Below are 26,921 nucleotides of genomic sequence, written 5' to 3'. Positions count from 1 at the left end.
ATATCAACGACTTGCCCGACGACATCAAAGCCAAAGTGTTGGAAGTGCAAGAAAAAGCCGGTTTTGTACCCAATGTGTTTCTGGCCTTTGCACGCCGCCCAGCCGAGTGGCGCGCTTTCTTTGCGTACCACGACGCCCTGATGGTGCCCGAGTCGGTGGGGCGCGAGAGTGGCCTGACAAAAGGTGAGCGCGAGATGATCGTGACCACCACCAGCGCCGCCAACAAGTGCCTGTATTGCGTGGTGGCGCACGGCGCGATCTTGCGCATTTACGAGAAAAAGCCTTTGGTGGCCGACCAAGTGGCCATCAACCACCGCAAGGCCGACATCAGCCCCCGTCAACGCGCCATGCTGGACTTTGCTCTCAAAGTCTGCAACCAATCCGATGAAGTGGAAGACGCCGACTTTGTCGCCCTGCATGCGCACGGCTTCAACGACGAAGACATCTGGGACATCGCCGCCATCACCGCCTTCTTTGGTCTGAGTAACCGCATGGCCAGCTTCAGCGGCATGATGCCCAACCCCGAGTTTTACCTGATGGGCCGCGCCCCCAAGACCAAATCAGCAGCCTGAAATGCTGACGGGCGAGCCAGCAGGGCCCAGGCCATTTGCACCAAGGCTTCTTCAAATGCGGGGCTGCCCAGCAGGGGCGACTTTTCCAGGCTGGCGCTGCGCAGCGTGCCAATGACCGAGCGGGTCAGCACAAACAGCTGCGCCGGGCTGGGTGTTTGCAGCGCGGGGTGGCCGATGCGCTCAAAAAAGATGGCCAGTCGGTCAGCCACCTGGCGCACGGCGCTGGCGGTTTCATCGGGCTTTTCCAGTGTCCAGCACAGGTGAATCAGGCTTTGGCTCAGGCCCTTGCCCGTGGCAAAGCCGCGCACCAAAATGCGAATGGCCTGAGCCAGCAGTTCGCGCCCATCGAGCTCGCGCACGTTGGGCAGGGTTTCCAGCTCACTCAGATAACGGCCCAGCTCTTGCAGCACCATCTCTTGCCCCCGAGCGGCCATGGCCCGCACCAGCACCTCTTTGCTCGGAAAGTACTGGTACAGCGTGCCGATTGAAAAACCGGCCGCTGCGGCGACCTTGTTGGTGGTCAAACCGCCCTCGCCTTCCTTGTCCAGAATCTGAGCAGCCGCCTTGAACAGGGTCTGCATGGTCTGCTGCGCCCGGGCCTGAGAAGGCTGGCGACGCAAGCTGAGATCGGCTTGGGGCTTGGCTTGCGGCTTGCTGGTGGGTTTTGTAGCTGGTTTGGCGGCGGGCATGAAAGGCCTTTGTCAAAATGTGAGCAGATAGCGAGTTGCAAGGTCTTTGTAAAAACTGAACAATGCTCACATTCTGGCCTATTTGAAGGAAGACCCACCATGAACAAGCACCCCGCCGCCCCGACCGAGTTGACCGTGCGCCGCCTGAGCGTGGACCTGAGCCAGGGTTTCTCGCGCCACTGGAATGGCGGCGATGCGTTTTTGACGGCTTATGCCAACGCCTTGTCCATGAGCTTTCCGGTGGGCGAGCAGTCGTTCATCGATGCCGTCAAAGCCGGTGCCAAGCAGCTGCCCGACACGCCTGAAAACGCAGAACTCAAGCAAATCGCCAAGGGCTTTGTGGGCCAAGAAGCGACCCACCGCCACCTGCATGCGCTGTACAACGCGCACCTGGAAAAACAAGGCCTGGTGAACCACTGGGGACCACGCGCCGAGCAGCGCCTGAAAAAAGGGCGTGACGAGTTTTTCAGCAAAAGCGACAAGGGTTACCTGCACGAGTTGGCCATCACCGCCGCTTTTGAACACTACACCTCGATCTTTGGTGATCTGACGCTCGAGCGCATCGACCAGCCTGGCGACTGGTTCGCCGGGGCCGAAGAACCCCTCAAAACCCTGTGGCGCTGGCACGCGGCCGAAGAGTCCGAACACAAATGCGTGGCCTTTGACCTGTACCAGCGCCTGGGCGGCAACCACACCTGGCGCATGCGTTGGTTCTGGTACGTGACGGTGCAGTTCAGCACCGACGTGTTCCGCCAGACCGTCAACAACCTGTGGCACGACAAGACACTTTTCAAGCCTTCAACTTGGTGGTCGGCGTCCAAGTTCCTGTTCGGCCGCCACGGCATGGTTTGGCGCGTGGCCAAGCCCATCTGGGCCTACACCCGCAAAGACTTTCACCCCATGCAAGTGGGCAGCGCCACGCTGTCGCAAGACTGGCTGCAAAGCCACGCCGACCAGTGGCGTGCGGTGGGCGCACCCGCCCAGTCAGCGGCTTGAAGCTTTCAGTCGCTGACCAAGGCCCGCACCCAGTCGGGCAAGCTCACGGCTTTTTGCTTCGGAAAATCTACCCAGATGGTGGTTGCGCCCCCTGCGGCAAACACCACACCGGGCTGGTCCGTGCGCTCCAGCGTACACCAGCTCTCGAACGTGGTGCGGCCGGGGTCGCTCACATAGAGCTTGACCAAAATCTGGCCCGGGTATTCAAACTGTTTGAAGAAATTGCAAAACGCGTTCGCGATCACCGGCCCTTCGCCTTGCGGGTTCGGAATGAAACCGATCTTGTCAAACCAGTCAATGCGGGTGCTTTCCATGTACCGGAAATACACCGTGTTGTTGACGTGGCCCATGGCGTCCATGTCGCCCCAGCGGATGGGTATCACCAATTCATTGACCAGTTTCTTGCGCTCAGGCAGCTCCAGCTTCATGACCAGGCCCTCACACCGCAAAACCATCGTCGGCCGACACCACCGCGCCGTTGATGAAATGGCTCTGGTCGCTGGCCAGAAGCATCAACAAGGCGTCCAGGTCTTGCGGCTGGCCCACGCGTTTGCGCGGCAGCATGCTGATGAGTTTTTGGCCCTGCTCGGTTTGCCAATGGTGGTGGTTGATTTCGGTGTCGATGTAGCCCGGGCAAATCGCGTTCACGTTGATGCCGAACTTGCCCCACTCGACCGCAAAAGCCTTGGTCATCTGGATCACGGCGGCCTTGCTCATGCAGTACACACCAATTTGCGGCAACACTTTCAGGCCCGCCATCGAAGCGATGTTGATGATGCGCCCACCGGTGAAGCTGCCCGGCGCTGCACCTTTGGCCCGGGCCAGCATGCGTTTGCCGACCTCTTGGGCCACAAAAAAAGCACCCCGCACATTGGTGTTCATGATGAAGTCGTAGTCGTCTTCCGTCACGTCCTGGATGCGCTGGGTGGTGCTCACGCCCGAATTGTTCACCAAAATGTCGATGCTGCCCATCTCGGTTTCGGCGTGCGCCACGGCCGCTGCAATGCTGTGGCGGTCGGTCACGTCCATCTCAACCACATGCGCGTCGCCGCCAGCGGCTTCGATCTCGGCGCGCAAGTCCTTGAGCTTTTCGATGCGGCGGCTGGCCAGCACCACGCCCGCGCCTGCTGCGGCCAGGGTTTTGGCAAATTGCGCACCCAAGCCGCCCGAGGCGCCCGTCACCAAGGCCACGCGGCCCGACAAATCGATTTCATAAGCCATGTCAAATCCTTCCAGGGGTTTCGCATCCGTTGCACCGCAACTGCTGACACCATTGTGCGGGGGAAGCCGCCCCAAGATGCATAAAATGAGTCACACGCCCGACACCCCTGGTGCCGGGCTCCCCAATTTCCAACTTGTCCAAAAGAGTCTGTCATGAGCCCCGAAGAAATCCTGAGCACCTACGGCCCCCGCGAATCCATGCCCTACGACGTGGTCGTGGTCGGTGGCGGCCCCGCTGGCCTGTCCACGGCCATTCGTCTCAAACAACTGGCCGCTGAAAAAGGCACCGACGTGTCGGTGGTGGTGCTGGAAAAAGGCGGCGAGCCCGGCGCCCACATCCTGAGCGGCGCCATCATGGACCCCAAGGCCCTGACCGAACTCTTGCCCAACTGGAAAGAGTTGGGTGCACCGCTGAACCAGCCCGTGACCGACGACGCCTGGAGCTTTCTGTCTGAGACCGGTGCCACCCGCACCCCCGGCATCTTCTTGCCCGAGTGCGCGCAAAACCACGGCAACTACATCATCAGCTTGTCTAACTTCACCCGCTGGTTGGCCCAGCAGGCCGAGAATTTGGGCGTGGAAATCTTCCCCGGCTTCACCGCCGCCGAAGTGCTTTACAACGACGACGGCTCTGTCAAAGGCGTGGCCACCGGCAATCTGGGCATTGGCAAAGACGGCGAGCCAACCGAGAACTTCCAGCTCGGCATGGAGCTGCACGGCAAGTACACCGTGTTCGCCGAAGGCGCACGCGGCCATTTGGGCAAGCAGCTGATCGCCAAATACAAATTAGATGAAGGCCGCGATCCGCAGACCTACGGCATCGGCATCAAGGAAGTCTGGGAAATCGACCCCTCACGCCACACCCCCGGCTTTGTGATGCACACCGCCGGCTGGCCCATGGAGCACGACACCTACGGCGGTGCGTTCATGTACCACATGGAAGACAACAAGATCGCCATCGGTTACGTGGTGGGACTGGACTACGCCAACCCTTGGCTCAGCCCCTTTGAAGAACTTCAGCGCTGGAAAACCCACGCCAACATCAAGTGGTACTTTACCAACGACAAGGGCGAAGTCAATGCCAAGCGCATCGGCTACGGTGCACGCGCCATCACCGCAGGCGGCTTGATGAGTCTGCCCAAGACCGTGTTCCCAGGTGGTGCCTTGGTCGGTTGTGATGCCGGCTACCTGAACGTGAGCCGCATCAAGGGCAGCCACGCCGCCATCAAGACCGGCATGCTGGCCGCTGAAGCCGCGTATGACGCCATCGTGGCCGGTCGCGAGCACGACGAGCTGAGCGCCTACCCCGAGGCTTTCGAGGCCAGCTGGCTCTACACCGAGCTGAACAAGTCGCGCAACTTCAAGGCCTGGTTCAAGAAGGGCCTCACAGTGGCGACGCTGATGAACGGCTTCGAGCAGTTCGCGCTGCGCGGCCACATTCCATGGACGCTGCGCCGCGACAAGGCCGACCACACGTTCCTCAAGCCTGCGGCCGATTGCCCCAAAATCGATTACCCGAAACCGGACGGCAAGCTGACCTTTGACCGCTTGAGCAGCGTCTTCATCAGCAACACCAACCACGAAGAAAACCAGCCGGCCCACTTGACGCTGAAAGACGCCTCGGTGCCCGTGGGCATCAACCTGGCCAAGTATGGCGGGCCTGAAAGCCGCTATTGCCCTGCCGGGGTTTACGAGTACGTCAAAAATGAAGACAACTCTGACCGTCTGCAAATCAACGCGCAAAACTGCGTGCACTGCAAGACCTGCGACATCAAGGACCCGACGCAAAACATCGTCTGGGTCACACCCGAAGGCGGCGGCGGGCCCAACTACACAGGCATGTGAAGCCGCAAGCAACCGCAAGAGGCCCTACAGGGCCTCTTTTTTTGGGCGACTCGCTTGGGGCGAGTGCGTCACCTAGGCATCAGCACCCCCGCGAAAACCCGTAGTCAAACTGGCGAACAGGCACCCCATAATCAAACTTGTATGACAAGTTGATTCGCAACCTGTCGTCGTCCACCGATCCACGAGGAGCTTTCGAATGAAATTGAGCAAACTGATGTTGGGCCTGAGTTTGGCCGCAGGTGTCATGGCCACGGCCTCTGCGCAAATCACCATGCGCAACAGCATCTCTGTCGGCCAGAATTCCCACCAGGGCGAAGCCATCGACACGCTGGCCAAAGAAGTTGAAAAGCGCACCAACGGTCGCATCAAGATCCAGAACTTCTACTCGGGATCATTGGGCGGCGAGCGCGAGTCCATTGAATCGGTCCAGCTGGGCACCCAGGAACTGGCCACCTCGTCCACCGGCCCAGTGCCCAATTTCGTCCCCGAGGCACGCATCCTGGACGTACCCTTCCTGTTCCGTGACAAGGCACACGCACGCGCCGTGCTGGACGGCCCCATTGGCCAGGAACTGCTGACCAAGTTCGACTCCAAGGGCTTCAAGGCCTTGGCTTGGGGTGAAAACGGCGTCCGTCACATGACCAACAGCAAGCGCCCTGTGAATGCACCTGATGACCTCAAAGGCCTCAAGATGCGCACCATGGAAAACCCCGTGCACGTCGCCGCTTACAAGAGCTTGGGCATTGTCACCACACCCATGGCTTTCCCCGAAGTGTTCACCGCCTTGCAGCAAGGCACTGTGGACGGTCAGGAAAACCCTCTCTCGGTCATCATGGCGGCCAACTTTGACCAAGTGCAAAAGCACCTGACACTCACAGGCCACGTTTACTCGCCCGTCATCATCTTGATGAACAAGGGTTCGTTTGACAAACTAAGCGCCGCTGACAAGCAGATCTTCCTCGACTCGGCCAAAGAAGCCGTCAAGGTCAACCGCGCCCGTGTGGACAAGGACGATGCCAATGGCGTGGCCGAGTTGCGCAGGAAAGGCATGACCATCATCGAGAACGTGGACAAGTCCAAGTTCTTGGCCACCATGGGCCCGGCCATGACCGAGTTTGAAAAGCAGTTCGGCAAAGCCAACCTGGACCGCATCCGTAATTTCAAGTGATCTGAGCTTGCTTAGGACGCCCGACCAGCTTTGGCTGGCGGGCGTTTTTCAATTTGGCCGAGAAACGCCCCATGAAACAATTATTTTTACGCTTTGAGCAACGGACCACCGCCCTCTCGATGATGGTCGCCTGCGCGATGATGGCATTGGCCTCGGCTTTTGCCATTCACCAAATTGTGACCCGTTTCATACTCGAGTCACCTGCTGAATGGACCGAGGTCTTGATCCGATTCAGCCTGATCTGGATGGTGTTTCTCGGCATTCCAACCGCTTTTCGCACCGGCTCCATGGTGAGCGTGGACTTGCTGTACCGCTTGAGCGGCCAACGCATGCGGCGAGTTTTGGATGCTGTGGTGGCCATCACGGCACTGACCCTGTGCAGCATCATTTTGTGGTGGGGATGGGACTATGCCAACCGGGGCAGCGTCCAGTCCATGATTGGACTTGAAGGTGTTTCCATGTTCTGGGCCTACTTGGCACTGCCCGTGGGCGCTGTGTTCAGCATCATCGGCATCATTGGTTTTTGGCTGGATCCCCAGCGTATGGAATTGGAGAACGCACAATGAGTTCAGCCATGCTCTTCACGATGCTGCTGTGCTTTGCACTGACAGTATCGGTGGCCGTTTCGATTGGTTTGTCGGCGATTGTGGGCATCCAGATCGCCAACGCCAACATGCTCATTTCCGTCAAGGAAATGTTCAACTCGATCAACAAATTTCCCCTGGCGGCCATTCCCTTCTTTATTTTGGCGGGCAACCTGATGGAGACCGGCGGCATTTCTCGCCGCCTGGTCGAATTTGCCAAGAGCATTGTGGGTGGCGTGCAGGGTGGCTTGCCCATGACCTGCGTGCTGACCTGCATGATTTTTGCGGCCGTCTCGGGCTCTTCAGTAGCCACCACCTTCGCTGTGGGCGCCATCTTGATTCCGGCCCTGATCAAACACGGTTACCCCAGGCCTTGGGCCACGGCCTTGCAAGCCACCTCGGCCGAGCTGGGCGTGATCATCCCCCCGTCCATTCCCATGATCTTGTTTGGCGTCTCTGCCGAAGTTTCGATTGGTGAATTGTTTGTCGCGGGTGTCGGCCCTGGCCTGCTCATTGGCGGCGCCCTGATGCTGTTTGTCTGGCTTTACTCCAAGTACATGGGTTGGGGCAAAAATGATGGAGACGGTCGCTTGAGCTTTGGCAAAGCCACTTGGCAAGCCAGCTGGGCATTGCTCATGCCGGTGATTGTGCTCGGCGGCATTTATGGCGGTATCTTCACACCCACCGAAGCGGCGGCTGTGGCGGTGTTTTATTCCTTCATTGTGGGCACGGTGATCTACCGCGAAATCGGCTTCAAGGACATGTACAACATCCTGCGCAAGTCGGTCATTTCAAGCGCGGTGATCATGTTCATCATCGCCAACGCCGGCTTGTTTGCCTTCATGATCACCCGGGCCGGTGTGCCAGCTGCCATTGGCGCTTGGCTGCAAGAGGTGTTGCAGTCTCCCATGTACTTCTTGTTGGGCATCAATGCAGCCTTGTTCATCATCGGCATGTTCATCGAGACAAGCGCGGCCATCATCGTGCTGGCCCCTATCCTGGTGCCGGTGGCGATGCACTTTGGCATCGACCCGATCCACTTTGGCATGGTGATGATCGTCAACCTGGCCCTGGGCATGATCACTCCGCCCTTTGGCGTCAACCTGTTTGCCGCGTGTACGGTGGCCCGAATATCGCTGGACAGGATCATCAAAGACCTGATCCCCTTCATCGGCGTGATCCTGGCTTGTCTGATGCTGATCAGCTACGTGCCCGAGATATCCTTGACCTTGCGCGACTGGATTTACAACAAATAAAGTTAGAATCCTCACCTGTCAGGAGAGCGCCTGACTTGTCTTCCTAGTGAAACAAGTCAGGCCGCCGAAGGCGCAGGCGGTTTGAAAAACTGCTGAACGCTCAGGCAAAAGGACTGACAAAACGCTTTTCATCAAGGCGTTACCTCACTGGAGAGAGGTGCCGGGCCATCGTGCAACGGCATCCACCGAAGGAGCAACCCGCAGAACGTTTGGCTTTTGGGCTGAATGTTCCCGGCGAATCTCTCAGGTAAAGCGGACAGCGAGGGCAAGCGCCACAGCATGTACTGTGGCTTTTCATTGCCCTTGGAGTTTTTTGTGACCGCTGCTGCCAACTTGCTCACCACCCCTTTGAATGCGCTGCACTCCGAGCTGGGCGCCCGCATGGTGCCTTTTGCCGGTTACAGCATGCCGGTGCAATACCCCGCTGGCCTGGTCGCCGAGCACCACCACACCCGCAACGCCGCAGGCTTGTTCGACGTCTCGCACATGGGCCAGTTGTGCCTGAGCGGCCCCGATGCCGCTGCCGCCTTCGAGAGCCTGATGCCGGTGGACGTGATCGGCCTGGGTGTCCACAAACAACGCTACGGCCTGCTGCTCAATGACGAGGGCGGCATCATCGACGACCTGATGTTTGTGAACCGCGATGTGGCCAACGGCGGCGATATTTTTGTGATCGTCAACGGCGCTTGCAAACACGGCGATTTGGCCCACATCCAAGAGCGCATGGGCAACCGCTGCACCATCACACCGCAATTTGACCGCGCCTTGCTGGCCCTGCAAGGCCCGCAGGCCGTGACCGCTTTGCAACGCCTGTTGCCCGGTGTGGAAAAACTCGTGTTCATGACCGGCGCAGCATTTGAGGTGGACGGCGCAGACCTGTACGTGACGCGCAGCGGCTACACCGGCGAAGACGGTTTTGAAATCTCCCTCCCCGCCCATGCCGCCGACGCCTTTGCCCGCCGCCTGCTGGCCCAGCCCGAAGTCAAGCCGATTGGCCTGGGTGCCCGCAACTCGCTGCGGCTGGAAGCCGGGCTGTGCCTGTACGGGAACGACATTGACACCACCACCACGCCGGTCGAGGCCAACCTGAATTGGGCCATGCAGAAGGTGCGTCGCACAGGTGGCGCGCGTGCAGGCGGCTTCCCCGGTGCCGCCAAAATTTTGGCGCAGCTGGACGGCACAGCCCCGGCGCATCGCCTGCGTGTGGGTCTGGTGGGCCTGGAACGTGTGCCGGTGCGCGAGCATGTCGAGTTGCACAACGACGCGGGCCAAAAGGTGGGAGAAGTCACCAGCGGCCTGCTCGCGCCCACCGCTGACCAGCCCGTGGCGCTGGCCTATGTGCAGGCAAAATATGCGCCAGCAGGCACACGCCTGAACGCCATGGTCCGCGGCAAAGCCGTGCCCATGGAAGTCAGCGCCCTGCCCTTCGTGCCCAACCACTATTACCGTGGTTGAAATTAATCGGGGTCAGATCCCAATTAAATCCACACACCCGTCCAAGCCAAACAATTGGGATCTGACCCCGATTTAATTGCCAAACACACACCAGGAGCCCCCACATGATCAAGTACACCGAAGACCACGAATGGTTGCAAATTGACGGTGACACCGCCGTCGTCGGCATCACGCACCACGCGCAAGATGCGCTGGGCGATGTGGTGTTTGTGGACCTGCCCGAAGTCGGCAAGTCTTTTGCAGCCAAAGAAGTCGCTGGCGTGGTCGAGTCGGTCAAGGCCGCCGCCGACGTTTACATGCCCGTGGACGGCGAAGTCACCGAGGTGAACGAAGAACTGCGCGGCGACCCCTCGCTGGCCAACACCGACCCGCTGGGCAAAGGCTGGTTCTTCAAGGTCAAGTTGTCCAATCCGGCGCAGACCGATGCCCTGCTGGACGAAACCGCTTACAACAAGTTCTCTGCTGGTTGATTTTTTAACGGAGTTGCGCATGCTGATGTCCACCCTCAAGCCCTTGGGCGAACTCGAAAACCCATCCGAATTCATCGCTCGCCACATTGGCATCAGCGCTGCCGACGAACAGCACATGCTCAGCGTGATCGGCGAGGCTTCGCGCCGCGCCCTGATCGAATCCATCGTGCCGCGCAGCATTGCCCGCGCCCAGGCCATGGACTTGCCCGCCCCAGTGACCGAGGCTGCGGCGCTGGCCGAGCTCAAAAGCATGGCGCAGCAAAACCAGTTGCTCAAGAGTTTCATCGGCCAGGGCTATTACGGCACGCACACGCCGGGTGTGATCCTGCGCAACATTCTGGAAAACCCCGCCTGGTACACCGCCTACACGCCCTACCAGGCCGAAATTTCTCAAGGCCGCATGGAAGCGCTGGTGAACTTCCAGACCATGGTCACCGACCTGACGGCCATGGACATCGCCAACGCCTCCATGCTCGACGAGGCCACGGCCGCCGCCGAGGCCATGACCTTGGCCATGCGCACCGTCAAAAGCAAGAGCCGGGTGTTTGTGGTGTCTCGCGCCTGTCACCCACAAACCATCGAAGTGATCCACACGCGTGCCCAACCCCTGGGCATTGAGGTGCTGGTGCCGCAGAGTGCGGACGACTTCACTGCTGCGCTGAACGGCGAACACTTTGCCGCGCTGGTGCAGTACCCCTGCAGCACCGGACTGGTGGAAGACCTCAGTGGCTACGCCGCCCAAAGCCACGCACAATCCGCCGCCCTCATCGTGGCCGCTGACCTGCTGGCCCTCACACTGCTCAAGCCCCCTGGCGAGATGGGTGCCGACATCGTGGTCGGCACGACACAACGCTTGGGCATGCCCATGGGCGCAGGCGGACCGCATGCCGCCTTCATGGCCTGCCGCGACGCCTACAAACGCTCACTGCCCGGCCGCTTGGTGGGCGTGAGTGTGGACGTGCATGGCAAACCCGCCTACCGCCTGGCCCTGCAAACCCGCGAGCAGCACATCCGCCGCGAAAAAGCCACGAGCAACATCTGCACTGCGCAGGTGCTGCCTGCCGTGGTCGCCAGCATGTACGCCGTGTACCATGGCCCCGAGGGCTTGAAGCGCATTGCGCGTCGCGTGGCAAGCTACACCGCCGTCTTCGCGCAAGGCCTGCAGAGCCTGGGCTTCAAGTTGCGCAAAGAAACCGCCTTTGACACCGTGTGGATCGCCATCGGCGAGTCCTCGGCCTCGCTCATCGAACGGGCCCGGCAAGCGGGCATGAACCTGCGCAAGGCTTGCGACAAGAGCGTATCGATCTCGCTGGACGAGACCACCACGCGAGAGGACATCCACGCCCTGTGGCAAGTATTCGCCGCCGAATCAGTCACCCCGGGCCAGGCGCTGCCCAACTTCGATGCGTTTGAAAAAGGCGTCGAGCCCCTGATCCCGACCGAGCTGCGCCGCACCAGCGATTTCCTCACGCACCCCGTCTTCAACCGTTACCACTCCGAGACCGGCATGCTGCGCTATATCCGCCAGCTGTCCGACAAAGACTTGGCACTGGACCGCAGCATGATCCCGCTGGGCAGCTGCACCATGAAGCTCAACGCGACCAGCGAGATGATCCCCATCACCTGGCCCGAGTTTGCCCATGTGCACCCCTTTGCCCCGGCTGATCAACTCAAGGGCTATGCCCAGCTGGACCAGCAGCTGCGCGACTGGCTGTGCCAGGCCACGGGCTACAAAGGCATCAGCCTGCAGCCCAATGCCGGATCGCAAGGCGAATACGCCGGTCTCTTGGTCATTCAGGCCTACCACCGCGCCCAAGGCCAGGGCCACCGCAACATCTGCCTGATACCGTCGAGTGCGCACGGTACCAACCCCGCCAGCGCCCAGATGGTGGGCATGACCGTGGTGGTCACCAAGTGTGACGACAACGGCAACGTGGACATGGCCGACCTGCAGGCCAAGTGCGAGCAGCACAGCGCGAATCTGGCCGCTGTGATGATCACTTACCCCAGCACACACGGCGTGTTCGAGACCCAAGTCAAGCAGCTCTGCGAACTGGTGCACCAGCACGGCGGGCGCGTGTATGTGGACGGCGCGAACATGAACGCGCTGGTGGGCGTGGCCGCGCCCGGAGAGTTTGGCGGCGACGTGAGCCACCTGAACCTGCATAAAACCTTCTGCATTCCGCACGGCGGCGGCGGCCCCGGTGTTGGCCCGGTTTGTGTGGTCGAAGACTTGGTGCCCTACCTGCCCGGCCACGCCACAGGCGGTGTGCCAGTCAACGGTGTGGGTGCCGTGAGCGCAGCGCCGCTGGGCAATGCCGCTGTGCTGCCCATCAGCTGGATGTATTGCCGCATGATGGGCGCCGAGGGCCTGAAGCACGCGACCGAGTCGGCCATTTTGGCGGCCAACTACATCAGCAAGCGCCTGAGCGCCCACTACCCCACGCTGTACGCCAGTGACAACGGCCATGTGGCCCACGAGTGCATCCTGGACCTGCGCCACTTCAAAGAAACCTGCGGCGTCATGGCCGAAGACGTGGCCAAGCGATTGATGGACTATGGCTTTCACGCGCCCACGCTGAGCTTCCCTGTGGCCAACACCCTGATGGTCGAGCCCACCGAGAGCGAAACACTCGAAGAGATTGACCGCTTCATCGACGCCATGATCGCCATCCGCGAAGAGATCCGCCAAGTCGAAACCGGCACCTGGCCACAAGACAACAACCCGCTGAAACACGCGCCGCACACCGCAGACAGCCTGCTGGGCAGCGAATGGGCCCACCCCTACAGCCGAGAAGTCGCTGCCGCGCAAGCCCAGCGCGTGCCGGGCAGCGTGAAGTACTGGCCACAAGTGGGCCGGGTTGACAACGTGCACGGCGACCGCAACCTGTTTTGCAGCTGCATCCCGGTGGGCGACTACGCCTGATCCACACACCAAGGAAGAGCCACACACCATATCCATCGCCCGCATCGGGAGAGACTGTCAACAACAGACAGCGCCGAAGGAGCAACCGCCCCGGAAACTCTCAGGCCAAAGGACCGATGCAGGCTGGCCCCCATCTCCGGATGAGGGGCCACACACTCTGAAGAGCGATCTCGGTTCGTCACCGGGGTCCACCGCAGGAGCAAGCCTCATCCGAGGTGAATCTCTCAGGTTTCAAACAGAGGGGGTCATGCCGCGCACATTCGGTGCGCAGCGTGTCCACCTGTTTGAGACGTTTTGAAGAGAGAACTCCTTATGAAAAAGCACATGGTCATCATTGGTGGCGGCATCACCGGCGTCACCTCCGCCTACGCCCTGGCCCAACAAGGCATCCAGGTCACTCTGATCGAAAAAAACCGCTACCCCGGCATGGAAACGTCTTATGCCAACGGCGGGCAATTGTCGGCATCCAACGCCGAAGTCTGGACACACCCGTCCACGATCATCAAAGGCCTCAAGTGGATGCTCAAGAGCGATGCGCCGCTCTTGATGAACCCAGCCCCCACTTGGCACAAACTCAGCTGGATGGCCGAGTTCGTGGCGGCTATTCCCCGGTACAAAGACAACACCATCGCCACAGCCAAGCTGGCGATCGAATCGCGCGAGCACCACTTTGCCTGGGCCAAGGCCGAGGGCATCGACTTTGACCACAAGCGCGAAGGCATCTTGCACATCTACCGCGACAAAAAGGGCTTTGACCACGCGGGCGAAGTCTCCAAGCTGCTGGCCCAAGGCGGCCTGCCCCGCCGCGCCGTGACGCCCGACGAAATGAAAGCCATCGAGCCGACCCTGCAAGGCCAGTACTACGGCGGCTATTTCACCGAGAGCGACTCCACGGGCGACATCCACAAATTCACCTTCGGCCTGGCCAAGGCTTGTGAGCGCCTGGGCGTGAAGATCCTGACCGAGCATCAGGTGCTGAATGTTGCATCGAACGGACAAACCGCCACGGTGCAGGTGCAGCACCAAGGCCAGACCGAGACCCTGAGCTTCGACGGCATCGTCATTTGCGCAGGCGTGCACGGCCGCCGCTTGGCCGCCCAATTGGGTGACCGCCTGAACATTTACCCCGTCAAAGGCTACTCGATCACCGTGGGCCTGAACGACGCCATCAGCCAAGCCTGCGCACCCCAAGTGAGTCTGCTCGACGACGAGACCAAACTGGTCACCAGCCGCCTGGGCGCAGACCGCTTTCGCGTGGCCGGCACAGCCGAGTTCAACGGCATCGACCTGGACATCCGCGCGGACCGCATCAAGCCCTTGGTCAACTGGGTCAACCAATGCTTCCCCGGCGTGGACACGCGCCGCGCCGAACCCTGGGCAGGCCTGCGCCCCATGATGCCCACCATGCTGCCGCGTGTGGGCGCGGGCAAAAAAGCCAATGTGTTCTACAACACCGGCCACGGGCACCTGGGCTGGACGCTCTCGGCCATCACGGCGCACCAATTGGCAGGGCATGTGCTGCACAGCCATGGCGCTGCTTCGCGGCCCCATTTTTCGTCGAGCTCTGCAGCCTTGAGCGTTGGCTAAACTCCAGCGCTCAGGATTTGCCAAGCCCTTCACGCCCCGGCGTGAAGGGCTTTTTCTGTATCACCCATCAAAAAAACCAACAGGGAGCCCACCATGAACAAAACACCACAGCAATTTGCCAGTGACAACTACGCAGGCAGCTGCCCTGAAGCCCTACACGCCCTGCTGGAGGCCAACGCCAGCGGGCACGAGCCCGCCTATGGCGACGACCGCTGGACAGAGCGCTCCACCAACATGTTGCGCGAGCTGTTCGAAATCGATTGCGACGTGTACTACGTCTTCAATGGCACGGCTGCCAATTCCCTGGCGCTCGCTGCCATGTGCCAGAGCTACCACTCGGTCATCTGCACGCCTGTGGCGCACATCGAAACAGACGAATGCGGGGGACCGGAGTTTTTCTCCAATGGCTCCAAATTGCTGGTGGCCGAGGGCTTGTCGACCCAGGCTAAGCGCGGCAAGCTCACACCCGAGGCCGTTGAGGCCTTGGTCACCAAACGCAATGACATCCACTACCCCCGCCCCAAGGTGGTGTCCATCACCCAAGCCACCGAACTGGGCACGGTTTACAGCGTGGACGAAGTTCGCGCCCTCTCCTGGATGGCCCAAAAACACAGTTTGAGAATGCACATGGACGGCGCCCGCTTTGCCAACGCCGTGGCGCACCTGGCCTGCAGCCCGGCCGAAATCACCTGGAAAGCCGGGGTGGACGTGCTGTGCTTTGGCGGCACCAAAAATGGTCTGCCTGTGGGCGAGGCGGTGGTCTTTTTTGACCGGGAACTGTCGCAAGACTTTGCCTGGCGCGTCAAGCAAGCCGGTCAACTGGCCTCCAAAATGCGCTTCATTTCGGCGCCCTGGGTGGGTTTGCTCGACAACAACACCTGGCTGCGCAACGCGCGCCATGCCAATGCCATGGCGCAGCGCTTGTACACGGGCTTGCGGCAGATCGAGGGTGTTCAGGTGTTGCACCCACCCGAGGCCAATGGCGTGTTCGCGCAATTGCCTGCGCCCTTGGTGGACGCGCTGCATGCCAAGGGCTGGAAGTTCTACCAGTTCATCGCCGGTGGCGGCTGCCGCTTCATGTGCGCCTGGGACACCACCGAAGCCTCGGTGGACACACTCCTGGCAGACATCCAAAGCCTGAGCGCCTGAGCCAAGATGCACGCCGCGACCCTTTGGATCGTGGACAATGTAGCGCACCCACACCCATGGACCCACGGCCTCAGCGCCACCCTTCAGACGTCACCGACATGCCCCTGCACATCCTGCCCGTTGATTACCAGAACCCCACCCACCGCAACGCGCTGGTGATGCTGCTGGACGCCTACGCCCAAGACCCCATGGGCGGCGGCGAAGCGCTGGCGCAGGATGTGAAAGCGCGGCTGTGCGATGACCTGGCCGCACGCACAGATGCGGCCAGCTTCATCGCCTGGCTGGACGATACGCCCGTGGGCCTGGTCAACTGCATCGAGGGCTATTCGACCTTCAAGGCGCAGCCCCTGATGAACATCCACGACATCGCCGTGCTGCCGGGCCACCGGGGCGCGGGCGTCGGTCAGGCTTTGCTGGCGGCCGCCGAGCAACACGCCAAAAACCATGGCTGCTGCAAGCTCACGCTGGAGGTGCTGACCGGCAACTCGCGTGCCTTGAAGAGTTACCTGGGTTTTGGCTTTGAGCCCTATGCCCTGGACCCGGCAGCGGGCCAGGCCAGCTTCATGCAAAAGTGGCTTTGAAGCCGCCTGCAACGGAGCTGAAGCTCCGACCGACAAAAGCCGGTCCCCGCACAACTCAAAAGTCGGTGGACGACTGCACTTGCTCTTTGGCCAGCTGCCACTGCTCTTTGAGCCAGCGCTTGAGTTCGGCATCGTTCTGAATGCGGCGTAAATCGGCCTCCAGGCTGTCTGCACTGTGGCGCTGGTCGGCCTGGATGCGTTGCAGGGCTTGCATAATCGACGCCTCTTCTGCCTCGGCCCGCACCGGCACACACAGCTCCCGGCTCAGGCGGCTTTGCAACGCGTCCAGATCATCCTCCAGTGCTGTCACCTGCTCCTTGAGCAACGAAGCCATGGCGATGAGCTGGGCATCGGCCATGCGGGCGGAGTTTTGCGGGTTGACCTTCGTCACCTGCATTTGCAGGCGCAACAAGGTGCTCAGGTCATTTTTTTCATAAGCGGCGTTGACTTCGCTCATCAGCGCAGTTTTACGCAAGCGCTCTTGTTCGTCGGGCTCGCGGTCCGGGTGCAAGGCACTGGCCAACTGCCTGAACACGGTGCGTATGGCGCTTTTGGCGTCGGCTTCACGCAGCAAGGCGGGCGGCACCTCGCCTTTTTCGGCCGCAGCGCTTTTCTTTTGGGCTTGTTTTTGTGCTTTTTTGGCCGCACGCTTGGCCGCCTTGCGCTGCTCGTCGGCCTCTTGCTGGCGTTGCCACTGGCGCATGCCCGCTTGCATCATCTCTTCGGGCGTTTGGTATTGGCCTGCTTTTTCAATCGGCTGGCCCAGCGCTTCTTCGATGCGCTCGCGCAAACGTTGCGCCGCCTCGGCCTGCTCTTGGGCCGTTTCTTGGGTGTCCTCTTCGCTCACGTACAAATCCGCCAGGGCCTGCACTTGCGGGTCTGCGCTGGCGGCCAATTGGTCGATCAAACCGCGCACCAGTCCCCGCGCCATGCGCTGCTGTCTGTCGGTGAAGTCTGCGGTTTGCAGCCGCTCATGCACAAAGAGCAGCAGGCTTTTGCGGTGCGCTTGCGCCAGCTGCACCGACTCGCGCAAGGCCTGAATGTGCGCATAACGGTGCCGGTCAGACCACGCTTGCAACCGCTCAATGAGGCCAGAGAGCTGCTCGATTCGGGCCAGCAAGTCGTTAAAGCGCTCTTGGGCGGGCGTGAGCGGGACTTGATCGCTGGGCTGAACCATCAAAGCGGACAGGGAGATGGCAGCGTCTTGATGCGCTTCGGTAGAGGAGATCATTGAGAAGAAATAGAGCGAAGACTTGAGAGTGGCTGGATGTTACCCCCCTGAAACCGCGGCGAATGGCGCGAGGCCGCCCATGCCTTTGAGTGCGGAAGGGGCTTCGTCCGTCGATAATCCATCCACTGATTCAAAAACTGCTCCGATGCCCATCCCCACCCCGCTCAAAGTGCTCAGCCTCATCCCGCCGATGACGCAGCTCAACACGCCCTACCCGTCCACGGCCTACCTGACGGGTTTTTTGCGTTCGCGGGGTTTGGATGCGGTGCAAGAAGACTTGGCGCTGGCCACCGTGCTGGCCTTGCTGAACAAAAAAGGGCTGACCGAGCTGCGCGATGCGGCGTTGGCTTTGCCGGTCGAAGAGCGCTCGGGCCCAGTGAATTTTTTCCTCGACCACTTCAACGACTACGCCGTCAGCATCGACCCGGTGATCGCGTTTTTGCAAGGCCGCGACAGCACGCTCAGCCACCGCATTGCAGGCCGTGGCTTTTTGCCCGAAGGCCCGCGTTTTGCGGCACTCGACGCTTATGAGGACGACGGCACGGGCGACCCGATTGGCTGGGCTTTTGGCGCTTTGGGCCAGACCGACCGCGCCCGGCATCTGGCCACGCTGTACCTGAACGACTTGGCCGATGTGCTGCGCGATGCCGTGGACGAAGGCTTTGAATTTGTGCGCTATGCCGAGCGCCTGGCCGCCAGTCAACCGAGCTTTGACGCACTGGCCGAAGCCCTGGCCGAGCCACCCAGTTTGATCGACAGCACGCTGGAGCGCTTGGCACTGGCCGCCATCGAGCGCCACCAGCCCACGCTGGTGCTGCTGTCGGTGCCCTTTCCCGGCTCGGTCTATGGGGCGTTTCGCATCGCCCAATGCATCAAGCGCTCGCACCCGCACATCCGCATTGGCTTGGGCGGCGGCTTTGTGAACACCGAGCTGCGTGAAATGAAAGACGCCCGCGTGTTCGACCATGTGGATTTCGTGACGCTGGACGGCGGCGAGCGCCCGTTGCTGAGCTTGATCGAGCACCTGCAAGGCCAGCGCAGCTTGCAACGACTGCAGCGCACCTTCATCCGCAACAACGCAGGCCAGGTGCAGTACATCAACCTGCAAGAACCAGACATCCCGTTTGAAGAGGTGGGCACGGCCACTTGGGACGGCCTGCCGCTGCACAAATACCTGTCGCTGCTGGACATGCTCAACCCCATGAACCGGCTGTGGAGCGACGGGCGCTGGAACAAGCTCACGGTGGCGCACGGCTGCTACTGGAAAAAGTGCAGCTTTTGCGACGTCAGCTTGGACTACATCAGCCGCTACGAAACCGCGCAGGCCAGCACGCTGGTGGACCGCATCGAGCAGATCGTGGCCGAGACGGGCCAAACTGGTTTTCACTTTGTGGACGAAGCCGCGCCGCCCAAAGCCCTCAAGGCCCTGGCCGAAGAGCTGCTGCGCCGGGGCGTGCAAATTTCGTGGTGGGGCAACATCCGCTTTGAGAAAACCTTCACGCCCGAGCTGTGTGATTTGCTGGCGCAAAGCGGCTGCATCGCCATGTCCGGCGGGCTCGAAGTCGCGTCCGACCGTTTGCTTCAGTTGATGAAAAAAGGCGTCTCGGTCGAGCAAGTGGCGCAGGTCACCAAAGGCTTTGCCGACGCAGGCGTGCTGGTGCATGCCTACCTGATGTACGGCTTTCCCACACAGACCGTGCAAGACACGGTGGACGCGCTCGAATACGTGCGCCAGCTGTTTGAAAACGGCTGCATCCACAGCGGTTTTTTCCACCGCTTTGTTTGCACCGTGCATTCGCCAGTCGGCCTGAATCCCGACGCTTACGGCGTGACTCTGCTGCCCCTGCCCGAGGGCACATTTGCCAAAAACGACGTGGGCTTTGTTGACCCCACCCCCATGCCTGCCGGCGTGGACCACGACCTGCTGGGCCAGGGCCTGAAAAAAGCCATCTACAACTTCATGCACGGCGTGGGGGTCGACAACGATGTGCGCCAGTGGTTTGAGCTGCCCAAGGGGCAGTGCCCCAAAACCACCGTCCCACGACACAAGATTGCAAAAGCGCTGGATTGACCCGCCTGCTCAAAAAACAAGCATTGCGCGCCAGCCCTTCAGGCATGCGCCTCTCAGGGCTTGTTCATGGGCTTATCCACAGCTTGGCGCACAGTTGACGGGGGTAAACCCGAGCAGCGTGCGTCAGCGCACAAAACCACTCAACGGCTGGCCACCATCAAAGCCGCAAAGCCCACAAACACACCACCCGTGACGCGGTTGAAGTTTTTCAGCACATGGGCTTGCTGCAAAAAACGCGACAGCTTGTGACCGCTCAGGGCGTAAATCAGGTACCAGCTGACCTCGATGACGGTGAAGGTGATCAACAACACCGCAAACTGCAGGCCCGCAGGCCGATCGGCCTGGATGAACTGCGGGAAAAACGCCGCCGCAAACACAATGGCCTTGGGGTTGCTGGCCGCCACCGCCAGCCCCTGCCGGTAATAAGAGCCAGCGCTGCGCTGTGGCGTCTCGGGCAAAGCAGCATGGGCTGGCGCATCGCCCTTGGGCACCCCGGCACGCCACAGGTTGTAGCCCAGATAGGCCAGATAAGCCGCACCCAGATAACGCAGCGCATCAAAAACCGCAGGAAAGCTGTGCAGCAAAGCCCCCACCCCAGCCGCTGAAATGCTGACCATGCCGATCAGGGCCGTCATGCAGCCCGCCATGGTCCAGATGGCCGGGCGCAGGCCAAAACGCGCGCCATGGCTCATGACCAAAAGCATGTTGGGACCCGGCGTGGCAGACACCACAAAGGTCATGAGCACAAAAATCCACCACGTTTGCAAACCCATTGAGCGCCTTGAAAAGAACCGTTGAAAAAAGGAACCCGATTGTGCCTTGCCCATCTCAGGGTCCCGCAAGGGCTGTGCACAAACTCAGCGAAAAGCCTGCGATGCATTTAATGTAGTATTTGGTATTCAAATCAATACCATGCAACACACAACACCCGGCGCTACAGACGCAACGCCCCAACCCACAGGCTTCAGTTTTTGGCGTCCGTGGTGGCGTCAACCGATGGACAACGAACGCGAATGGTTGTTCTTTTCGTTCCTGCTGATCCTGATCGTGGGCTATGCCGCTTTTGCCCTGGTGTCCTGGGGCTTGCAGTTCCATGCCGGATTGCTGGCCAACGTGCTGGGCATTTTGGCCATGGCCGTGCTGGGAGGCTTGCGAATGGCAGGCGTGCGGCTCAGCCGCCTGATCACCGCCTTGCAGGTGCTGACACTGACACAGGCCTTTGCCATCACCTGGCTGACCGGGGGCATTTACTCGGCCACCATCAGTTGGCTGGCCCTGGCTCCTTTGCCCGCCATATTGGCCCCCAAGCCGCGTGCACGCGTGGCAGGCCTGGCGGCTGGTTGGTTGCTCATTTTGGGGCTGTATGTGTACGCCCTGCTGGGCGGCGAGATGGCCTTGCAAATCATGCCGCAGGACCTGATCCATTGGCACTTGATGATGGCCGTGGTGATTTTTGGCATGCAAGTGGCCTTGTTGTTTCGCTTGAACCATGTGCGCAACGAGCGCATGCAACGCACCCAACAGCAAAGACGCCAGTTGCGCCAACTGACCAAAAACCTGCAGCACATGCAGCAACAAAAAGACCTGTTCGTGGCTTCGGTCAGCCACGAGTTGCGCACGCCAATGAACGCAATTTTGGGTCTGGCCGACCTGATCCAGCATGACAAAAAACTGGATGCCGAGGTGCGCGCCAAAATAGAGGACATCCAGAAATCGGGCGAGCACCTGCTGACCATCATCAACGACCTGCTCGACCACGCCCAGATGGAGGCCGGTCGGCTTCAGGTCGTGCAAGAGCCCTTCAACCTGCACGACACGTTGAGCACCGCCTTCCAGTTGCTCCAGCGCCGCGCTGAAACCAAACCCCTGAGCTACACCCTGCGCGTGGATCCGAACGTGCCGACATGGGTCCAAGGCGACAGCCATCGGTTGACGCAAATTCTGGTCAACTTGCTGGGCAATGCCATCAAGTTCACCGCGCAAGGGGAGATCGAATTGCACTGCAGTGCCCAGGCCATGCCGGGTGATGCCGAGGGCCGCGTGCAGGTGCGCTTGGCCGTGCGCGACACGGGCATGGGCATAGCGCCGGATCTTCAGCACCGGGTGTTTCAAAGCTTCTCCCAGGTCGACAACAGCATTGCCCGCCGGTTTGGGGGCAACGGGCTGGGCTTGTCGATCACCAAGGGCCTGGTCGAAGCCATGGGTGGCACCATCGGCCTGCACAGCGAACTGGGCGTGGGCACCACCTTCCATGTGCTGCTGCCCTGCCCTTTGAGCCAGCCCCCGGCACACACCCTGCCCGCGCCCGAAGAAGACAGCAGCAGCGACAAGGTGGTGCGCATCCTGATCGCCGACGACAACCCCCTGAACCGCCAAATTGCGTCCTTGCAACTGCGCCGCCACTTGCCGCAAGCGCAGGTCACCGAGGTGGAAGACGGCCTCAAAGCCTTTGAAGCAGTGCGCGATGGCGAGGGATTCGATGTGATTTTGATGGACCTGCTGATGCCCGAGATGGACGGTCAAACCGCCACCCGCAAAATCCGCACTGAGTTGCCCGAACCCCAGCGCTCGACCCCCATCATCGCCCTCACCGCCAATGGCGACAAAGACGAGCTGGCCCGGTGCCTGGAAAGCGGCATGAACGAGAGCATGCTCAAACCCTTCAACCGCAGTTTGCTGGTCAAGCGGGTGCTGTCTTATGTGGCTTGACACCCTGCTCAGACCGGTTCGTGCCACAGGACGCCGCAAGGCTGGCCGCCTCTGGTGCCTGTGTGGGCTGTTGGCCCTAGCCCTGGCCCTGGCCCAGACCGCTTGGGGCAATGGCTCAGATTTGCCCCACATGTGCAGCGTGGACACCACACAGGAGCCGCGCAGTCCGTCGGGCAAACCGGCCGAGCCCGCTGACTGCTACGAGTTTGGCGCTTCGGTGGGCGAGCTGGGCTGGAACTGGCGCAAAAAACTGCCCAGCCATGTGCGCTGGGTCATGCGCAAAGACGCGCCCACCTTGTGCGGTCAGGCGCAAACAGAGTTCGGCAAAAAAGTGGACAGCCCTGTACCCGGTGGCTGTGTGTTCCTGGCCCCAGCGGCCTGCACCATCGTGACCGAAGGGCCGATCTCACCCGCATCGGTTGGCAACGCCGTGCGCGACTGCGTGCCCTGACCCAGCGCACGGCCTGAGCGGCTCACCAAGGAATGTTTTGCCCTTGGTGGTCCACAAACTGCGCCCGCCCTGTGGGCTGCAGGGCGTCGAGCACCGCCAGCAAACGCTGCGCCGAATCTTCGGGGCGCATGGCATCGCTGCCCACAAAGGGCTGGCTGAGCGCCGACTGCACCGTGCCCGGTTGCAAGGCGGCCACCACCGCCAGCGGCCTGCGGCGGGCCAGCTCGATCGTCGCCGTTTGCAGCAGCATGTTCAGCGCCGCTTTGGCCGCACGGTAGCCATACCAGCCGCCTTTGCGGTTGTCTTCGATGCTGCCCACTCGGGCCGACAACTTGCCCCAAATGACGCGCTGACCCGACGCGAGCAAGGGCACAAAATGTTTGAGCAAGAGGCCCGGCCCCACGGCGTTGAGCTGCAGCGCCGCCAGCAAATGCGCCGCGTCCAGTTCGTCCAGCCGTTTTTCAGGGCCGCGCCCGTTCACCGTGAGTGCGCCCGTGGCGTCCAGCACCAAATGGAACGGCCCCTGCCCAGCCAGCGCTTGCGCACAGTGGGCGATGCTCGCTTCGTTCAGCAAATCCAGCCCTGGCGTGCTTTGGCGTGACACACCCAGCGCCAAGGCGCAGCGCGGATCGTTTTGCAGCTGCTGCAGCAAAGCACTGCCGATGGCGCCGCTCGCGCCCATCACCAAGGCGCGGTAGCCCTCGGGCAAGGAATGCATCATGGCCGGGCCTTGCTCGGGTTAGCACCTGGTGGCTTGAGGTCGTAGGCACAGCGAAAGCCGAGGTAGACCACATAAACGTCAGCGGGTTTGAAGGCCTGAACGTCGGCCTTCATGTTGAACGCACCGTACCACCACGATCCACCCACGGTGCGCCTTTGGCCGCCCTGCTCATCGGTGGTCCACTCCCACACGTTAGCCCCCATGTCATACAAGCCGTTCACGCCTTGGCGCGTCGCGCCCGCAGGTGCTGCGCGCGGCCAGGGGTCTGGGTCGCTGGTGTTCGCGCCTTGAGGGCTGTCACCCGTGCTCCAGGGATAAGTTTTGCCCTTCACCCAAGGCGCTGGGGGGTTGTCGCGCAACTCGGTGAACCCCGCCTTTTGCCATTCTGCGCCGGTGGGCAAGCGCCCCCCGGCCCATCGGCAGTAAGCCTGGGCCTCGGCAAAATCCAGGTGCACAACAGGTAAATCAGCAGGAGCTGGAACGCCGTCCGGCTGGCGCCAAGACCAGCCGGGGCGGCGTACCCATCCGCCCACATACTCAAAACCACCGCCCTCTTTTTCGGCACGGGTCACGGTGCCCGTGGCGCGCACGTAGCGCTCAAACTGGCCGATGGTGACTTCGGTGCGGTCAATGGCCCAGTCGCCCAAAGCCACCCTATCGGCAGCCTTTTCGGCAAGCTTTTCGGACACGGGCTTGGCCGTTTGGGCCAGCGCAACGGGCCCACTGAGCAAGGCCACCCAGCCAAGAAAAACCGACACCAAGGCCGAAACAGATCGCAGCTTCATCACGCATTCTCCTCACCCGACCAGCGCCGCACCCACTTTTGCAGGCGCGGGCGCAGCGGCAAAAACAAACGGTAAGCCCCCTCAAATACCCATGACATGGGCGGCCAGGCCGACAACCAACCCAGCCAACGCCAGCCCGGAAACAGCCGCCACATCTGAGAAAACGCCGCCGCGCCGCTGAACAAGCGCCCGTCGCGGTCGCGCACATGGAAACGCGCCATGGCCTGCGCACAGCTGAGCGAGCCCAACTCGGCCCCTGTGCTCACATCCACCCAGTCCACGCTGGCCGCCTGGGGCAAGCGGCGGTAGATCGCGATTTCGCGTCGGCACATGGGGCAGGAGCCATCGAAGTAAACCGTCAAGCTGTGCAGTGTGCTCATGCGGCCAAGTCCCCACGGGCCAACAAACGGCCCTGCCGGTCCACCACAAAGCCCTCACCCAGCCCCGGGTAGGCCCCGGTCAGGCCGGTCATGATGACCTGGTGAGTGACCCACACCTCGGTGCGGCCGGCGGGCAGCGCCTGCAAGCGCTCGCGCAAAGCCTGTTGTTGAGCTGCCGGATCGCCCTGCCCGGCAAAGGTGCTGTTGAGCGCGGGCCAGTCCTCGTAAGCGCCAAAAGCCAGCCGCGCCGTGTCCTGGCAGCGGCACCACTGGCTGCTGCGCACCGCGTCGGGCTTGAAGTTTTGCGCTTGCAACCAAGCCCCCAAGGCCCTTGAAGCTTGGCGTCCCGCCTCGCTCAGGTTGCGCTGGGTGCGGCACTGGCCGATCACAAAACCCGGCGGATCGCCCAAGCCCGCTTCGGTGGCGGCGTGGCGGATCAGCAGCACACCGCCGCTTTGCCGCCAAACGGCCAACAACTGCGCCCGTGTCGCACTCTGTGCGGACTGTGCCCCAGCCAAGCCAGGCACGCCGGCCAGCCAAGGCGTGACCACGGTTACCCCCAAACGGGTCAAGGCCGAGCGGCGCGAAACACCAGAGGGAGCGAGAGCGGTGGGCGTCATACCGCGCGCCTCAGGAGACTTCGCCCGAGGCGATGCGACGCAGCGCCTGCTCGAACACCTCGACCGGCTGGCCTCCCGAGATCAAATGCTTGTCGTTGATGATGACCGCAGGCACCGAGCGGATGCCCGCCTGGGTGTAGAACTGCTGACGCTCGCGCACTTCGGCCGTGTGGGCATCGCTTTGCAGCACCGCACGGGCGCCCGCCACATCCAGCCCCGCAGCGGCCACGCCCGCGAGCAAAACTTCAGCGTCTTCCACACATTCGGCGCGGCCCTGGTATGACTGCAAAAAGGCTTTTTTGAGTTGGTGCTGCGCCCCAGCGCCTTGGGCCTCAGCCCAGTGCAGCAAGCGGTGCGCGTTGAAGGTGTTGTAAACCCGGCCGCGCCCGCCGGGGTGAAACTCGAAACCCACCTCGGCCCCGCGTGCGGCAATGGTCTGCCGAATTTGCGCCTGCTGCTCGGGCGTGGAGCCATATTTTTCGGTCAGGTGCTCGCCCAGGTCCTGCCCGCCAGGGGGCATGTGCGGGTTCAGCTCAAAGGGCTGAAAGTGCAGGTCGGCCTGCACCACGCCGTCCAGGCGCTCCAGGGCTTTTTCCAGAGCGCCCAGGCCCACGGCGCACCAGGGGCAGGCAATGTCAGAGACGAAATCGATTTTCAAAGCGGTCATGTTCGGCTTTCAGGGCGTCATTCAAAGCGCTTGGGCTGAGGCCCCAGCGCGGGTTTGTCAAAACCATCGCGTCCACCCGACTTGCAATTGGGCAACGGTCATTTGGACAGGATATTGCCGCAAATCACCGACAATCGCAGATCCGGCACCCAATGCCCATGATCCATCGAGCGATAGAGACCCCCCATGAACATCCTTGTCCTGCACGGCATCAACCTGAACATGTTCGGCAAACGCGACCCGGCCCAGTACGGCACGACCACGCTGGACGAGATCAACACCCAACTCAGCGCTCTGGGCCAGACCCTGGGCGCACAAGTCGAGTGCTTTCAGACCAACTTTGAAGGTGAAATGGCCGAGCGCATCCACCGCGCCCACGGCGATGGTGTGCAGGCGGTGGTGATCAACGCTGGGGCCTGGACGCACTACAGCTATGGCATCCGCGACGCGCTGGCCATCCTCAAGTGCCCCATCATCGAGGTGCACATGTCCAACATCCACGCCCGCGAGGCGTTTCGCCACCACTCGGTGATCGCCGACATTGCCAAAGGCCAGATTGCCGGTTTTGGTGTGGACAGCTACCTGCTGGGCCTGCGCGCCGCCGTGTCGGCTGCCCAAGCCTGAAGCTGGGCCAAGCGGCCCCGGGCTGACTCAGCCCTTGAGGCCGCCCTGGGTCAAACCACCAACGACCCGCTCCTGAAAAATCGCAATCAGGATGGCCACCGGCACAATGGCCACGATCAGCGCTGCAGAAATGATCGGCCAGGGGAAGGTGAACTCGCCTTGG

At 61.5% G+C, this 26,921-nt stretch carries 26 protein-coding genes and 4 riboswitches; of the genes, 16 read left to right on the top strand and 10 right to left on the bottom strand.

Going from position 1 to position 26,921, the window contains the following annotated elements:
- Positions 1-2: 2 nt before the first annotated feature.
- Positions 3-572, top strand: coding sequence for a peroxidase-related enzyme (locus tag QZ190_RS16090; RefSeq protein ID WP_291918356.1), 570 nt, complete (start codon positions 3-5; stop codon positions 570-572).
- On the opposite strand, the gene QZ190_RS16085 is transcribed toward QZ190_RS16090, so the two are convergent.
- The gene (locus QZ190_RS16085; protein WP_291918354.1) at positions 530-1,261 is read right to left on the bottom strand and encodes a TetR/AcrR family transcriptional regulator; all 732 of its coding nucleotides are present in this window, start codon (positions 1,259-1,261) and stop codon (positions 530-532) included. The two genes, QZ190_RS16090 and QZ190_RS16085, sit on opposite strands and share 43 nt — an antisense overlap.
- Before the next feature lie 99 nt (positions 1,262-1,360).
- Between QZ190_RS16085 and QZ190_RS16080 the strand changes: the two genes are divergently transcribed.
- Positions 1,361-2,257: a metal-dependent hydrolase gene (locus QZ190_RS16080; RefSeq protein WP_291918352.1), complete on the top strand. Its 897-nt coding sequence runs from the start codon at positions 1,361-1,363 to the stop codon at positions 2,255-2,257.
- A 5-nt stretch (positions 2,258-2,262) separates the two neighbouring features.
- Here the strand turns inward: QZ190_RS16080 and QZ190_RS16075 are convergent, their stop codons facing one another.
- On the bottom strand, positions 2,263-2,685 hold the full coding sequence (locus tag QZ190_RS16075) for a thioesterase family protein (RefSeq protein ID WP_291918350.1): 423 nt from the start codon (positions 2,683-2,685) through the stop codon (positions 2,263-2,265).
- A 10-nt stretch (positions 2,686-2,695) separates the two neighbouring features.
- Positions 2,696-3,478, bottom strand: coding sequence for an SDR family oxidoreductase (locus QZ190_RS16070; RefSeq protein WP_089961680.1), 783 nt, complete (start codon positions 3,476-3,478; stop codon positions 2,696-2,698).
- Positions 3,479-3,631: 153 nt separating this feature from the next.
- Here QZ190_RS16070 and QZ190_RS16065 point away from each other — a divergent pair, with 153 nt between their 5' ends.
- The 10 genes from QZ190_RS16065 (at position 3,632) to QZ190_RS16020 (ending at position 16,499) form a co-directional block, all read left to right on the top strand.
- On the top strand, positions 3,632-5,323 hold the full coding sequence (locus QZ190_RS16065) for an electron transfer flavoprotein-ubiquinone oxidoreductase (protein ID WP_291918347.1): 1,692 nt from the start codon (positions 3,632-3,634) through the stop codon (positions 5,321-5,323).
- Between the two features lie 196 nt (positions 5,324-5,519).
- Positions 5,520-6,491: a TRAP transporter substrate-binding protein gene (locus tag QZ190_RS16060; RefSeq protein ID WP_291918346.1), complete on the top strand. Its 972-nt coding sequence runs from the start codon at positions 5,520-5,522 to the stop codon at positions 6,489-6,491.
- A 71-nt stretch (positions 6,492-6,562) separates the two neighbouring features.
- Entirely contained in the window at positions 6,563-7,057 is a 495-nt protein-coding gene (locus QZ190_RS16055; RefSeq protein WP_291918344.1) for a TRAP transporter small permease, read from the top strand.
- On the top strand, positions 7,054-8,331 hold the full coding sequence (locus tag QZ190_RS16050; RefSeq protein ID WP_291918342.1) for a TRAP transporter large permease: 1,278 nt from the start codon (positions 7,054-7,056) through the stop codon (positions 8,329-8,331). Before QZ190_RS16055 ends, QZ190_RS16050 begins: the two co-directional genes overlap by 4 nt.
- 9 nt (positions 8,332-8,340) lie before the next feature.
- Positions 8,341-8,457: riboswitch (glycine riboswitch) on the top strand.
- Positions 8,458-8,468: 11 nt separating this feature from the next.
- Positions 8,469-8,601: riboswitch (glycine riboswitch) on the top strand.
- Positions 8,602-8,646: 45 nt separating this feature from the next.
- Positions 8,647-9,786 carry a glycine cleavage system aminomethyltransferase GcvT gene (gene gcvT, locus QZ190_RS16045; protein ID WP_291918340.1) on the top strand — a complete coding sequence of 380 codons (1,140 nt, stop codon included), beginning with the start codon at positions 8,647-8,649 and terminating at the stop codon, positions 9,784-9,786.
- Positions 9,787-9,890: 104 nt separating this feature from the next.
- Positions 9,891-10,256 carry a glycine cleavage system protein GcvH gene (gcvH, locus tag QZ190_RS16040; RefSeq protein ID WP_291918337.1) on the top strand — a complete coding sequence of 122 codons (366 nt, stop codon included), beginning with the start codon at positions 9,891-9,893 and terminating at the stop codon, positions 10,254-10,256.
- A 19-nt stretch (positions 10,257-10,275) separates the two neighbouring features.
- Positions 10,276-13,182 (top strand): aminomethyl-transferring glycine dehydrogenase, encoded by a 2,907-nt coding sequence (gene gcvP, locus QZ190_RS16035; protein WP_291918334.1) that lies wholly within the window; start codon positions 10,276-10,278, stop codon positions 13,180-13,182.
- Between the two features lie 35 nt (positions 13,183-13,217).
- Positions 13,218-13,308: riboswitch (glycine riboswitch) on the top strand.
- Positions 13,309-13,329: 21 nt separating this feature from the next.
- A riboswitch (glycine riboswitch) is annotated at positions 13,330-13,431 on the top strand.
- 63 nt (positions 13,432-13,494) lie between these two features.
- Positions 13,495-14,769 (top strand): D-amino acid dehydrogenase, encoded by a 1,275-nt coding sequence (locus QZ190_RS16030; RefSeq protein WP_291918332.1) that lies wholly within the window; start codon positions 13,495-13,497, stop codon positions 14,767-14,769.
- Between the two features lie 93 nt (positions 14,770-14,862).
- Positions 14,863-15,918, top strand: coding sequence for a low specificity L-threonine aldolase (locus tag QZ190_RS16025; protein ID WP_291918329.1), 1,056 nt, complete (start codon positions 14,863-14,865; stop codon positions 15,916-15,918).
- Between the two features lie 98 nt (positions 15,919-16,016).
- Positions 16,017-16,499 (top strand): GNAT family N-acetyltransferase, encoded by a 483-nt coding sequence (locus tag QZ190_RS16020; protein ID WP_291918327.1) that lies wholly within the window; start codon positions 16,017-16,019, stop codon positions 16,497-16,499.
- A 55-nt stretch (positions 16,500-16,554) separates the two neighbouring features.
- On the opposite strand, the gene QZ190_RS16015 is transcribed toward QZ190_RS16020, so the two are convergent.
- Positions 16,555-17,730, bottom strand: a complete 1,176-nt coding sequence (locus QZ190_RS16015) for a J domain-containing protein (RefSeq protein WP_291918324.1) — start codon at positions 17,728-17,730, stop codon at positions 16,555-16,557.
- Between the two features lie 145 nt (positions 17,731-17,875).
- On the opposite strand from QZ190_RS16015, the gene QZ190_RS16010 reads away from it, so the two are divergent.
- Complete coding sequence (locus tag QZ190_RS16010) at positions 17,876-19,801, top strand: radical SAM protein (RefSeq protein ID WP_291918321.1); 1,926 nt, start codon at positions 17,876-17,878, stop codon at positions 19,799-19,801.
- A gap of 140 nt (positions 19,802-19,941) precedes the next feature.
- Here the strand turns inward: QZ190_RS16010 and QZ190_RS16005 are convergent, their stop codons facing one another.
- Positions 19,942-20,574: a LysE family translocator gene (locus tag QZ190_RS16005; protein WP_291918318.1), complete on the bottom strand. Its 633-nt coding sequence runs from the start codon at positions 20,572-20,574 to the stop codon at positions 19,942-19,944.
- A gap of 139 nt (positions 20,575-20,713) precedes the next feature.
- On the opposite strand from QZ190_RS16005, the gene QZ190_RS16000 reads away from it, so the two are divergent.
- Entirely contained in the window at positions 20,714-22,510 is a 1,797-nt protein-coding gene (locus QZ190_RS16000) for an ATP-binding protein (protein WP_291918316.1), read from the top strand.
- Positions 22,500-22,961 carry a hypothetical protein gene (locus QZ190_RS15995; protein ID WP_291918313.1) on the top strand — a complete coding sequence of 154 codons (462 nt, stop codon included), beginning with the start codon at positions 22,500-22,502 and terminating at the stop codon, positions 22,959-22,961. Before QZ190_RS16000 ends, QZ190_RS15995 begins: the two co-directional genes overlap by 11 nt.
- A gap of 22 nt (positions 22,962-22,983) precedes the next feature.
- Here the strand turns inward: QZ190_RS15995 and QZ190_RS15990 are convergent, their stop codons facing one another.
- Genes QZ190_RS15990 through QZ190_RS15970 form a run of 5 tightly spaced genes read right to left on the bottom strand, consistent with a single transcriptional unit; the run spans position 22,984 to position 26,134 of the window.
- Positions 22,984-23,679: a short-chain dehydrogenase gene (locus tag QZ190_RS15990; RefSeq protein WP_291918359.1), complete on the bottom strand. Its 696-nt coding sequence runs from the start codon at positions 23,677-23,679 to the stop codon at positions 22,984-22,986.
- On the bottom strand, positions 23,679-24,467 hold the full coding sequence (locus QZ190_RS15985; protein ID WP_291918312.1) for a formylglycine-generating enzyme family protein: 789 nt from the start codon (positions 24,465-24,467) through the stop codon (positions 23,679-23,681). The genes QZ190_RS15990 and QZ190_RS15985 overlap by 1 nt, the downstream gene beginning before the upstream one ends.
- Positions 24,467-24,847: a thiol-disulfide oxidoreductase DCC family protein gene (locus tag QZ190_RS15980; RefSeq protein WP_291918309.1), complete on the bottom strand. Its 381-nt coding sequence runs from the start codon at positions 24,845-24,847 to the stop codon at positions 24,467-24,469. Before QZ190_RS15980 ends, QZ190_RS15985 begins: the two co-directional genes overlap by 1 nt.
- Positions 24,844-25,467, bottom strand: a complete 624-nt coding sequence (locus tag QZ190_RS15975; RefSeq protein ID WP_291918306.1) for a histidine phosphatase family protein — start codon at positions 25,465-25,467, stop codon at positions 24,844-24,846. Before QZ190_RS15975 ends, QZ190_RS15980 begins: the two co-directional genes overlap by 4 nt.
- Before the next feature lie 10 nt (positions 25,468-25,477).
- Positions 25,478-26,134, bottom strand: a complete 657-nt coding sequence (locus tag QZ190_RS15970) for a DsbA family oxidoreductase (protein ID WP_291918303.1) — start codon at positions 26,132-26,134, stop codon at positions 25,478-25,480.
- Positions 26,135-26,320: 186 nt separating this feature from the next.
- Here QZ190_RS15970 and aroQ point away from each other — a divergent pair, with 186 nt between their 5' ends.
- Positions 26,321-26,758, top strand: coding sequence for a type II 3-dehydroquinate dehydratase (gene aroQ, locus QZ190_RS15965; protein WP_291918301.1), 438 nt, complete (start codon positions 26,321-26,323; stop codon positions 26,756-26,758).
- The last annotated feature ends 163 nt before the right edge of the window (positions 26,759-26,921 follow it).

This window comes from Limnohabitans sp., assembly GCF_017848645.1.
Taxonomy (GTDB): domain Bacteria; phylum Pseudomonadota; class Gammaproteobacteria; order Burkholderiales; family Burkholderiaceae_C; genus Limnohabitans_A.
Note: the sequence above shows the minus strand (reverse complement) of the source record. Positions and strands in the feature narration are given on the sequence as shown.